This is a genomic window from Microbacterium sp. (genome assembly GCF_036277215.1).
Classification (GTDB): Bacteria; Actinomycetota; Actinomycetes; order Actinomycetales; family Microbacteriaceae; genus Microbacterium.
This window is the reverse complement of the sequence record NZ_DASUNI010000001.1, coordinates 1-10,850: the sequence shown is the minus strand read 5'-3', so window position 1 is coordinate 10,850 and position 10,850 is coordinate 1. Positions and strand designations below refer to the sequence as shown.

The 10,850-nt window shown below is 70.7% G+C and carries 8 protein-coding genes; 5 read left to right on the top strand and 3 right to left on the bottom strand.

The window, feature by feature from the left end:
• Nucleotides 1–145: 145 nt before the first annotated feature.
• From VFX99_RS00040 to VFX99_RS00030, 3 genes are all read right to left on the bottom strand, one after another.
• The gene (locus VFX99_RS00040) at nt 146–715 is read right to left on the bottom strand and encodes a Na(+)/H(+) antiporter subunit C (protein ID WP_329664274.1); all 570 of its coding nucleotides are present in this window, start codon (nt 713–715) and stop codon (nt 146–148) included.
• Nucleotides 715–3,672, bottom strand: coding sequence for a Na+/H+ antiporter subunit A (locus VFX99_RS00035; RefSeq protein WP_329664273.1), 2,958 nt, complete (start codon nt 3,670–3,672; stop codon nt 715–717). The genes VFX99_RS00040 and VFX99_RS00035 overlap by 1 nt, the downstream gene beginning before the upstream one ends.
• A gap of 164 nt (nt 3,673–3,836) precedes the next feature.
• Nucleotides 3,837–4,880: a LacI family DNA-binding transcriptional regulator gene (locus VFX99_RS00030; RefSeq protein ID WP_329664272.1), complete on the bottom strand. Its 1,044-nt coding sequence runs from the start codon at nt 4,878–4,880 to the stop codon at nt 3,837–3,839.
• Nucleotides 4,881–4,982: 102 nt separating this feature from the next.
• Here VFX99_RS00030 and VFX99_RS00025 point away from each other — a divergent pair, with 102 nt between their 5' ends.
• The 5 genes from VFX99_RS00025 to VFX99_RS00005 all read left to right on the top strand — a co-directional run.
• Nucleotides 4,983–6,242 carry an MFS transporter gene (locus VFX99_RS00025; protein WP_329664271.1) on the top strand — a complete coding sequence of 420 codons (1,260 nt, stop codon included), beginning with the start codon at nt 4,983–4,985 and terminating at the stop codon, nt 6,240–6,242.
• A 168-nt stretch (nt 6,243–6,410) separates the two neighbouring features.
• Nucleotides 6,411–7,106 carry an endonuclease NucS gene (gene nucS, locus VFX99_RS00020; protein WP_329664270.1) on the top strand — a complete coding sequence of 232 codons (696 nt, stop codon included), beginning with the start codon at nt 6,411–6,413 and terminating at the stop codon, nt 7,104–7,106.
• Between the two features lie 50 nt (nt 7,107–7,156).
• Nucleotides 7,157–7,840, top strand: a complete 684-nt coding sequence (locus VFX99_RS00015) for an HAD hydrolase-like protein (RefSeq protein WP_329664269.1) — start codon at nt 7,157–7,159, stop codon at nt 7,838–7,840.
• Complete coding sequence (locus VFX99_RS00010; protein WP_329664268.1) at nt 7,833–9,098, top strand: hypothetical protein; 1,266 nt, start codon at nt 7,833–7,835, stop codon at nt 9,096–9,098. The genes VFX99_RS00015 and VFX99_RS00010 overlap by 8 nt, the downstream gene beginning before the upstream one ends.
• Nucleotides 9,099–9,129: 31 nt before the next feature.
• On the top strand, nt 9,130–10,850 hold a 1,721-nt coding region (locus VFX99_RS00005), incomplete at its 3' end, for a DUF2156 domain-containing protein (RefSeq protein WP_329664267.1).

The window sequence follows — 10,850 nt, the reverse complement described above, 5'->3', positions numbered from 1 at the left end:
ACGATCAGCAGCACGGCGGCGATCACGAGGACGACCGTGAGCGTGACGACCGAGACGGCGACCTGAGTCTTGCGATGCCGGCCCGCGATCAGGGCGATCGCCGCGCCGAGGAGCGGCAGCGTGACCAGCAGCGGGACGAGCGCGCTCATGCGTCGTCCCCGCTCCCGGGCGGTCGGATGCGCCGCGGGGGCTCCTCGCGACGGGCGGTGGGGCGATCGGTCGGAGCGTCGTCGCGGATGCCGGCGAAGTCACGGCTGCCCAGCACCGTGATCGGCGCCGTCGCGAGGCCGACGAAGTCGGTCACGGTGTCGTCGGTGACGAGCTCGGTCTCGTCGTCCATCGCGTCTTCGGCCGCGACGCCGCGGGCGCGCAGCGCGAGGTCCTCGGCGTCATCCTCGACCGTGTCGGCCTGGCCGAGCTGCCAGGAGCGGTAGATGAGCGCGAGGAGGAACGCCGAGATGCCGAACGTGATGACGATCGCGGTGAGGGTGAGCGCCTGCGGGAGCGGGTCCGACATCCCTTCGGAGGATGCCGCCGCCCCGAAGAACGGCGCTACCCCGGGCTGGCCCATGACGATGAGAAGAAGCAGGTTGGTGGCGTTGCCCAGGAGGAGGAAGCCGATCAGCACGCGGGTGAGGCTGCGCTCGAGCATCGCGTACACGCCGCAAGCGAACAGCACCGCCATGACGACGATCAGGACCAGGGACACATCCATCAGACGCTCACCCCGTTCTGCCTGCTCGGAGCGGTTCCGCTCGCGACATCGCGCAGCTCCTGCGTCTGCCGGTCGACCTCGGCGCCGAGGCTGCGCAGGACGTCGAGCACAAGCCCGATCACCACGAGGTACACGCCCACGTCGAAGAGGGTCGAGGTCACGAACTCGAGGTGGCCGAGCAGGGGCACGTCGAACTCGAAGTATGTGCTCGTCAAGGGTGGAGCGCCGAAGAAGAGCGGAATGATCGCGCACGCGACCGCGATCGACATTCCGGTTCCGAGCAGCCGTCCCGCATCCGTCGGCGCGGCGGCACCGAGCTCGTAGCGGCCGCCCGCGACATAGCGCATGACGAGCGCCATTCCGGCGACGAGTCCGCCCGCGAAGCCTCCCCCGGGAAGGTTGTGACCGGCGAACAGGAGGTAGAGCGACACGATGATGATCGAGTGGAAGAGGACGCGCACGATCACTTCCAGCAGGATCGAGCGGTTCTCCGGGCGCACCCGCTGGCCGCCCACGAGCCAGGCCATTCGCTCGGTTCCGCCGGTCTCGCCGCGCGGGCGCACACCCTCGTCCGTCTCGACCAGCGGACGCCGCGTGCGCGCCGCGGCGGGAGGAAGCGGGGCGGTCGAGCGCGACAGCGTGTCGGCTCGATGGGTGACGAACACCAGCGATGCCACCCCGGTCGCCGCGAGGATCAGCACCGACAGCTCGCCCATCGTGTCCCAGCCGCGCAGGTCGACCAGCGCCACGTTGACGACGTTCTTGCCGTGGCCGAGTTCGTAAGCGAGTTCGGGGAAGGACTCGGAGATCGGCTTCACCGATCGCGCCGCTGTCGCAATGAGCGCCACGGCCGCCATGGTCGCGCCGACGGCGGCAGCCAGCACCGCGCGCGCGACCGGCCAGACCGACGCGTTGTGCTCGCCCATCCGTGAGGGGATCCGGCGCAGCACCAGTGCGAATGCGACGAGCGTCACGGTCTCGACGAGGATCTGCGTGAGCGCCAGGTCGGGCGCCCCGCTCGTGGCGAAGAGCAGCACCATGCCCAGGCCCGTGACCGACACGAGCACCACCCCGGTGTAGCGCTTCTGCGCGCGCACTGCGACGAGCCCGGCCGCGATCATGATGGGCGCCACGACGAGCTGCATCGGGGTCTGGTAGGCGTCGAGCTGAGCCTTCCAGTCCGAGCCCGCGAGCAGAGCGGTGCCCTCGGCGGCCACGAAGACGACGAAGATCGTGCCGACATACACCGGCAGCGAGCCCCGCTGAGTGAAACCGGTTGTCAGGACCGACAGTCGGGCGATGCCGCGGAGCACCGCGTTGTAGACGTCGGCCGCCGTGAACGGAAGCACGCGCCGATGCCATCCCGTGGCGACGACCAGCGCGAACAGCGCCGCCCCGATCGCGATCGTGCCGAGCGAGATCCACAGCGCCGGCTCCAGCCCGTGCCACAGCGCGAGGTGCGCAGGCTCCGGCGCCGCGACACCGGAGGTCGAGGCCGGCGCGAGAGCGGCGTACGGCGCGAGCACCACATCCAGCAGCGGCGCGGCGAGGCCCGCCGCGACCGTCAGCCCGGACAGCAGCACGGGCGCCCCGAGGAATCCGAGTGGCGGATCGGGCCACTCGGTGCGTTCGACGGCGGCACCGTCCGCGCCGCGCTTGGTCCAGAACGCACCCCACCAGAAGCGGATGCCGTACGCGGCCGTGAGAATCGAGCCCAGGACGATGCCGACCAGGGCGACGATCCCCCAGACGGCGCCGCCGGCCGCCTCGTGAAGGAAGGCGGTGAGGACCCCCTCCTTCGCGACGAATCCGATGGTGGGGAAGATCCCGATCATCGACGCCACAGCGATCGCCGTGAACGTGGCCATCACCGGGGCCTGTCGGCCGACGCCGCTGAGCTCGCCGATGTCGCGCGTGGACAGTTGGCGGTCGATCACGCCGACCACGAGGAACAGCGCCGACTTGAACAGCGCGTGACTGATCAGCAGCGCCAACCCGGTCAGCGCGGCATCCTTCGTCCCATAGCCGACGACGACGGTGAGGAAGCCCAGCTGGCTCACCGTGCCGAACGCGAGGATGCGCTTGAGGTCGCTCTCGCGCAGCGCCTGCACGCCGCCGAGCAGCATTGTGAACACACCCAGCCCGACGACGATCGGACGCCAGCCCGGTGACCCCGCGAAGACGGGTGCCAGGAGGGCGATGAGGTAGATGCCGGCCTTGACCATCGCCGCCGCGTGGAGGTACGCGCTCACCGGGGTGGGGGCCGCCATCGCGCCGGGCAGCCAGAAGTGGAACGGGAAGATCGCCGACTTGCTGAGCGCACCGACCAGGATCAGCACCAGCGCCGCGTCGACGACCGGGCCGGTCGGTGCCGCATCGAGGATCCGCGAGATGCTCGAAGTCCCCGTGTCGACGACCAGCAGCACGACGCCGATGAGCATCACCAGCCCGCCGAGCGAGGTCACCAGAAGCGCCTGAAGCGCCGCCCGGCGGCTCGCACCGCGCCGGTTGTAGAAGCCGATCAGCAGGTACGACAGCACGCTGGTGATCTCCCAGAACATCACGAGCACGACGAGGTCGTTCGTGATGACCAGGCCGTACATGGCGCCCGCGAACGCGAGCAGGACGGCCGAGAACTGGCCCACGCCCTCCGTCTTACCGCGGAAGTACCAGCGGCAGTACAGCATCACGAGCGCACCGACGCCCGTCACGATGAGCGCCATCACCCACGAGAGCGTGTCGAGCCGAGCCGACAGCTGTATGCCGAGCGGCGGGATCCAGTCGAATGCCTCGAAGGGAATGTCTCCGGCGAGCACCGCAGGAGTCAGGATCGCGGTGTACGTGAAGGCGGCGACCGGCAGCAGTGCAGCCAGGTAGAACGCGCGGGCCCCGAGGCGTCCGACGAGCCACGGAAGAAGGAGCGGCAGGAGTGCGAACGCGCTGAGGAGGATCAGCATGCGCGGCCTCCTCGGGCTCAGACCTCAAGCGGGCTCCGCCCCCGCCCGGCGCGCTGGCGTCGCCGGCCGGACGGCGGGGGCGGCGTCTCGGGCGATCGGGGTGTCGGATCCAGTCTATCGGCGCGCGATGCGCCCTCCCTCCGCGTAGGGTGCGGGCACGGTGCTCAGGCGCGGGGTGCGCTGGTGTTCCCGACCCGAAAGACGCACGTGAAGCGGATGGATGCGGCGGTCTCCCCCGCGAGCATCGCCGCCACGGCATGCCCAGCGGCTCGCCCCTTGTCCGCGGCCGGCTGCACCAGCGTCGTCAGCTCGTAGGGCGCGAGCCCGTCCACGACGATTCCGTCGAACCCCGTGACGCTCACGTCGTCGGGCACGCTCAGCCCGGCCTCTTCCGCCGCGCGGATCACACCGGCGGCGAGCAGGTCGCTCTGCGCGAGGACCGCAGTCGGGCGCGCAGCGGCATCGGCGAAGAGCGCACGTCCGGCGGCCAAGCCCTCATCGATCGAACTGGCCGCCGCGCCGAATGCCGGGGCGTCGCGGAACACGTCGCGGGCCCCGGCGAGCCGTTCGCGGGTGACGTCCACGGTGATCGTCTCATCGTCAGGGATCCAGCCGCGCTGCCACCCGGCGCGGACGGCGAGCGTGACGATACCCACCTTCTCGTGGCCGAGCGCGCGCAGGTGGCTGGCCGCCTGCCGCTGAGCCTCGCGGTTGTCCAACTCGATCCGCAGGATGCCCTCGCCCGCGTCGCCTTCGATCACCACCACCGGGATGCCCCGAGCGGTCACCACGGCCAGCGATTCGCGAAGCAGGCCGCTGCAGCCGACGAGCACCGCGGCATCCAGAGGAGCCGTGGTGAGCGTCGGCTCCGTGCCCAGCGGCGCCTGGTCCCGCAGCAGCAGAAGCCCTGCGCCGATCGATGCGACTCCGTCCGCGAGGCCGTCCATCATGAGGGTCTTCACCGGATCGAGGAACGCCGCGCCCAGGTGCTCTTCGAACACGACGCCGACGATGCCGGAGCGTCCCCGCCGCAGCGACGCGGCGCGTGGGTCGGGCCCCGTGTAGCCCAGCGAACCAGCGGCGTCCAGGACGCGCTGACGAGTGGCATCCGAGACGGCCGTCTTGCCGCTGAAGACGACGGATGCCGTCGACGGCGACACCCCGGCCGTGCGGGCGACGTCGGTGATGGTGGGCCTGCGGGTGTTCATGACGGATCGATGCTACCTCGCCGGAGCGGGTCCAGCCGAATCGATTCGAGATGTCACCGAAACGATTCGACAACGCCGAGCTGATTCCGTAAATTGGCCGGCATGGAACTCGTCCTCACCCGCTCGCAGCTCATGCGCTGGCGGGCCGCCGTCTTCGCCATCTTCCTCGCGAGCGGCCTCAGCATCGCGACCTGGGCGTCCCGTGTGCCTGCGATCAAGATCGCGCTCGACGTGGACAACATCCAGATCGGCCTCATGCTGCTCGGCGCGGGCATCGCCTCGATCATCGGCCTGTCCCTCGCGACCGTCGTGCTGGCGCGGTTCGGAGCGCGATCCGGGATGCTCGGCGCGATCCTGGTCTTCGCCGTCGGCGTCGCGCTGATCGGCGTCGGCACCGACATCGCGCACTCGTTCGTGATCGTGGTGGGAGGTCTTGTGCTGTTCGGCCTCGGGAACGGCGCTGTCGACGTGATGATGAACGTCGAAGGCGCTGCGATCGAGAAGCAGGTCGGCAAGACGATCCTGCCGCTGTTCCATGCGTTCTTCAGCTTCGGCACGGTCATCGGTGCCGGGCTGGGAGCCCTCGCCGTCGTCCTGGGGCTCAACGTGCTGGTGCACACCTCGGTGATGGCGGTCCTCCTCGTGGTGATCGCATTCGCGACGCACGCCAACGTTCCGGCACGGGAGATCACGATGGACCCGGCCGATGAGGCGGAGAAGCGCCACTGGCGCGAACGGCTGCACACTGCGCTGTCGGCCTGGCGCGAGCCGCGCACGTACGCGCTCGGCATCATCATGCTCGGCATGGCCTTCGCTGAGGGCGGTGCGAACGACTGGCTGGCTCTCGGCATGGTCGAGGGCCACGGATCGACCCAGGCGCTGGGCGCGCTCGGCCTGACGGTGTTCTCGGTGAGCATGACCGTGGTGCGCATCTTCGGAGGTCCGCTCGTGGACCGGTTCGGCCGGGTCGCAACGCTGCGCGTGCTCGCTGCGCTCGCCACCGGGGGCCTGCTCCTGTTCATCCTCGCTCCCAACATCCCGCTCGTGTTCGTGGGTGCGGCGCTGTGGGGTGCGGGTGTGTCGCTCGGCTTCCCGCTGGGCATGTCGGCCGCGGCAGACGACCCCGCCAAGGCGGCGGCCCGCGTGAGCGCGGCGGCGACCATCGGCTACATCTCGTTCCTGTGCGGCCCGCCGATCCTGGGCTTCATCAGCGAGAACATCGGCCTGCTGAACACGCTGTACATCCTCGTCGGGCTGGCTGTGGCCTCGGGGCTGGCGTCGAGCGCCGCCAAGCCGATCGCGGGCTCGGTCGTCGGAGCCGGGCACCCGCACAAGCACGTCGAGAACGCCGACCGCCCGTAGGCGCCGCCCGCCGGTTCCGCACTCGAGTGCACGGCCTGGTCGTCGAGCGCACAGCTTCGCGACGCCGGCAAGCGGTGCACTGGGCGCCGAGCCGTGCACTCGATCCGGGTGAGCGCCCGCCGCGCGACCCGGGGAGGCGGCATCCGCTCGTCCGGTTAGGCTCGTCGGGTGCGCCTCGTGATCGCCCGCTGCTCGGTGGACTACACCGGTCGCCTCAACGCGCACCTGCCCCTGGCGACCCGCCTGCTCGTGCACAAGGGAGACGGCAGCCTGCTGGTGCACTCCGACGGCGGCTCGTACAAGCCGCTCAATTGGATGAGCCCGCCCTGCAGCCTGACGGTCCAACCGCCGGACGACTCGGATGCCGAGGACGGGGTCGTCGAGTTGTGGAACGTGACCCACGCGAAGACCGGCGACGCGCTGCTCGTGCGCATCTACGAGGTGCTGCACGACACCTCGCATGAGCTGGGTGTGGATCCCGGCCTGGTCAAGGACGGGGTCGAAGCCGATCTGCAGCGCCTGCTGGCCGAGCAGGTCGACGTGATCGGCGACGGGCTCACCCTCGTGCGGCGGGAGTTCCCCACGGCGATCGGCCCGGTGGACCTGCTGCTGCGGAACGCGGCCGGCGGAACCATCGCCGTGGAGATCAAGCGTCGCGGCGACATCGACGGGGTCGAGCAGCTCACCCGCTACCTCGAGCTGCTCGGGCGCGACCCGCACCTGGCACCGGTCACCGGCGTGTTCGCAGCCCAGGAGATCAAGCCTCAGGCGCGGGTGCTGGCGGCCGACCGCGGCATCCGATGTCTGACCCTCGACTACGACGGGATGAAGGGCATCGACTCGGGTGCCCCGCGGCTGTTTTGACAAGAACCCGCTCGCAGGAACCCGCGGCGCGCGCACCATAGGCTGGTGCGATGGGGAGTCGATCACCGTGGACATGCATTCTGTGGGATGTCGACGGCACCATCGTCGACGCCTCGGACGGCATCCTCCGGCGCCTCAAGATCACTCTGGAGCACTTCGGGAAGACCGCGCCCACGCGGGCTGAACTCGTCCACTGGATCGGTCCGCCCATGTTCGAGTCGTTCCAGGTGACGGGCGGCATGACGCCCGACCAGGCTGCCGAGGCCGTCTCCTTCTACCGGACGCTCGGCAAGGCGGACGGCTACACGACGGGCGCGAAGCTGTTCGCCGGCGTGGGTGAACTCGTCCTCGAGGTCGCGGCGGCCGGCGTTCCCCAGGCGACCGCCAGCTCGAAGCCCGAGGTGCAGGTCGCGGCGCTCATGGATCATTTCGACCTCTCGCCCTGCTTCGCCGCGATCGTCGGGGCCACAGCCGACGAGCGCACCCTCGCCGCGAAGGCCGACATCGTCGCCGAGGCGCTGCGCCGCCTCGCCGCGGCGGGCCTCGACACCAGCCGTCCAGTGCTGATCGGCGATCGGCACCACGACGTCGAGGGCGGTGCGGCGCACGACGTGCCCGTGATCTTCGTGCGCTGGGGCTTCAGCTGGCCGCACGAGGCCGCAGGCGCGCAGGCGGCCGTCGACACGGTCGCCGAGCTTCGCGACCTTCTTCTGGTGAGGGATGCCGATGGATGAAGTCTTCGGCCCGATCCTGGGGTGGGCGGTACCCGCCGCGGTGGTGTTCGGCGTCACGGCGATCGCCATCGCCGTCATCGTGTGGGCGGTCCGCGCCGCCCGTCGATCGCCTCGCCGTCGGGCCGCCGCGGACGCCGTTCGCGCGCAGGCGGGGATCACCCTCGTTCAGCTCGACGATGCGGTCGACGAACTCGATCTCGAGGTCGGCCTCTCGGGGGCGCTGTACGGCGGCGGTGCTCCGGCATCCCTTCGCCGTGCGCGTCTGACCGCGCAGCACGTGCGGGACGCCTCGTTCGAGGAGTATCGCGCGATCTCCCAGGCGACCACGTCACCCGAAGAGATCCGCCGCGTTTCGGCGCGCATCGAGCGCCGCAGCACCGAGGCGCTCGCATCGATCGCAGCGGCACGCGCCGAGCACGGGCGCTGGGTGCTGGCCAACGTGTCGGCGGCGTCGCAGGTCGCGGCCGCCCGGGAGCGTCTGCACGACCTGCGCGCGACGATGGGCGACCCCGCGGCGCTCGTGGCGGAGCTGTCCTCGAGGTTCGCGGAGGACGAGTGGGCGGACGCCGCGCGCGCAGCGCGCGCCGCTGTCGAGAGCGCGGACCAGGCCGAAGCCCTGCTGCAGACCGCCGCCCAGACCGCGGAAGACCCGACCCGCACGGCGCTCGCCGATCTGGCGAAGGCTGAGCGCGCGCTCCGTCGCGCCGAGGCCGAGGCCCGAACGCTGGAGGAGACGCATCGGCTCGTCACGCAGGCAGCGCAGGCTGTGGCCGGCGAGTTCGCCGCGGCTCGCACGGCCCTGCGCCAGGCGCTCGTGACGCGCGAACAGCTCGAATCCGTCGATGCTGCCCGGCTCGGCGGCGAGCTGCGCGTTCTCGAAGCCGAACTCACCGGGCTCGAAGCGGATGCCGAGCAACGGCCTACTCGCACAATCGATCGCATCGCACGCCTCCGCGACCGCCTCGACCTGGCGCTGGGCGACGCGCGCACGGCTCAGCAGCGAATCCGCGGAGCACGCACGGCGCTGCCCGGCACCCTTGCGGCAGCCCGCAACGCGATCGCTCAGGCCGAGGCATCCGTGTCGCACACGCGGGCCGGCGCCGACGCCAGATCCCGCTTGGTGTCGGCCCAGCGAGAGCTCGCCGGCGCCCGCCAGGCGCAGGACCCGGTGGCGGCTCTGGATGCCGCGCGGCGGGCCATGCGGGATGCCGAGGACGCCTCCGCGCTGGCGAACTTCGATCGGCTCGCCGGGCGCTGAGTCGCGCGGGGTCGCCGCTATCGTGAACCCCATGACCGACGTCGAGACCAGGCCCCGTCACCCCGTCCTGCGCGTCGTCGCCCGGATGCCCGCGACGCTGTCGCTCGTGGTCGCTCTGCTCGTCGTCGGCATCGGTTTCGCCGGGCTGTGGAGTCCGTTCGAGGACTCCCCGCTCTACGAGACGGTCGCGTACGGCCTGCCCGCGCTCCTGGAGGGGCGGTGGTGGACGCCGTTCACCGGGACTTTCTTCGTCAACCACCCGCTCGTGTACCCGTTCACCATCGCGAGCTTCGCGGGCATGGCCTACCTCGAGTACCGCCGTGGCTCGCGCGTGGCCGTCGCCTATTTCGGCGTCGGGCAGCTGTTCGCGATCTTCGGCAGCGCCCTGCTGCTGTGGCTGTTCGCGATGCTGCCGTGGCCGTGGGCGCAGGCCGAGGCGCTGGCGCTTGACGTCGGCCCCTCGGGCGGCACCATGGCGTGCCTCGCTGCGGCGGCGGGCCTGCTCGCAGCCCCCTGGCGCGTCCGCGCCTGGGTCGTGCTGCTCGGGTACACCGCGGTGACACTGTTCTTCTGGGGATCCCTCGCCGACCTCGAGCATGCCCTCGCCGTCGGGCTGATCCTGGTCATCGACCGATCGCTGCGCATCCAGCGCATCACGCTGCGGGAGCAGCGACTCCTCGCGTTCGTCAGCATCCTCGCGCTGCTCGCCGTCGAGGTCCTGACCTTCCTCGTTCCGACCGACGGGCCCTTCGGTCACACTGACGCGACCGACGGATCGATCCTCGACATCGGGATCGACGTCGTCATCGTCCTCATCCTCGCGAACGGCCTCCGCCGCGGCAGGCGCTGGGCCTGGGTGCTCAGCGTCATCCTCGCCGTCTTCAACGTTCTGACGGGTCTGCTGTTCCTCGCGCTCCTGTTCATCCCGGGTGCTCGGATCGAGAGCTCGGTCGGCGACGTCAGCGTCGCGATCGCGCAGTCGGCGCTCTGGGCGGTGCTGCTGGTCTATCTCATCTGGGTCCGCGGCGCGTTCCGCGCGCACCGCAAGGCCACCGTGGGAACAGGCGCAGAGCCCTCGGTCGATGACGTCAAGGAGGAGCTGCGCGCGCACGGCGGCGGCACCCTCTCCTGGATGACGACCTGGGGCGGCAACAGCTATGCCAGGACCTCGGACGGGATCGTCGCGTACCAGAAGCGGGCGGGCGTGGCCATCGCACTGGCCGATCCGCTCGGGCCGGCCGCATCCCGTGAGACATCGGTGCGGGAGTTCATCACGATGGCCGAGCGCGCCGGGCTGATCCCCTGCATCTTCAGCGCGGGCGATGCGACGAAGGATGCCGTCCCCTCCACCTGGCGACACCTCGTGGTGGCCGACGACACCATCGTCGACCTCCCGGGGCTCGAGTTCACCGGCAAGGCCTGGTCGGCGGTGCGCACATCCCTCAATCGCGCGACGCGCGAGGAGGTGACCTTCCGGATGACGCGCCTCGCCGATGAGACATGGGGCATCCAGCAGCAGCTGCGCGCCATCTCGGAGATGTGGGTCGGAGACAAGGGGCTGCCCGAGATGGGATTCACCCTGGGAACCCTCGACGAGGCGATGGACCCCGAGGTGCGCGTGGCGCTCGCGGTCTCGGCGAATGGCGATGTGGACGGGTTCCTGTCGTGGCTGCCGGTCTACGGAGGCGACGGCAAGGTGCGCGGCTGGACACTCGACCTGATGCGCCGGCGTGACGGCGGGTTCGGCCCGGT

Excerpts from the sequence above, each read along its gene's own strand:
- VFX99_RS00015 (WP_329664269.1), top strand. The coding sequence starts at position 7,157 with ATGGGGAGTCGATCACCGTGGACATGCATTCTGTGGGATGTCGACGGC.
- VFX99_RS00035 (WP_329664273.1), bottom strand. The coding sequence starts at position 3,672 with ATGCTGATCCTCCTCAGCGCGTTCGCACTCCTGCCGCTCCTTCTTCCG.
- VFX99_RS00030 (WP_329664272.1), bottom strand. The coding sequence starts at position 4,880 with ATGAACACCCGCAGGCCCACCATCACCGACGTCGCCCGCACGGCCGGG.
- VFX99_RS00010 (WP_329664268.1), top strand. The coding sequence starts at position 7,833 with ATGGATGAAGTCTTCGGCCCGATCCTGGGGTGGGCGGTACCCGCCGCG.
- VFX99_RS00040 (WP_329664274.1), bottom strand. The coding sequence starts at position 715 with ATGGATGTGTCCCTGGTCCTGATCGTCGTCATGGCGGTGCTGTTCGCT.
- VFX99_RS00025 (WP_329664271.1), top strand. The coding sequence starts at position 4,983 with ATGGAACTCGTCCTCACCCGCTCGCAGCTCATGCGCTGGCGGGCCGCC.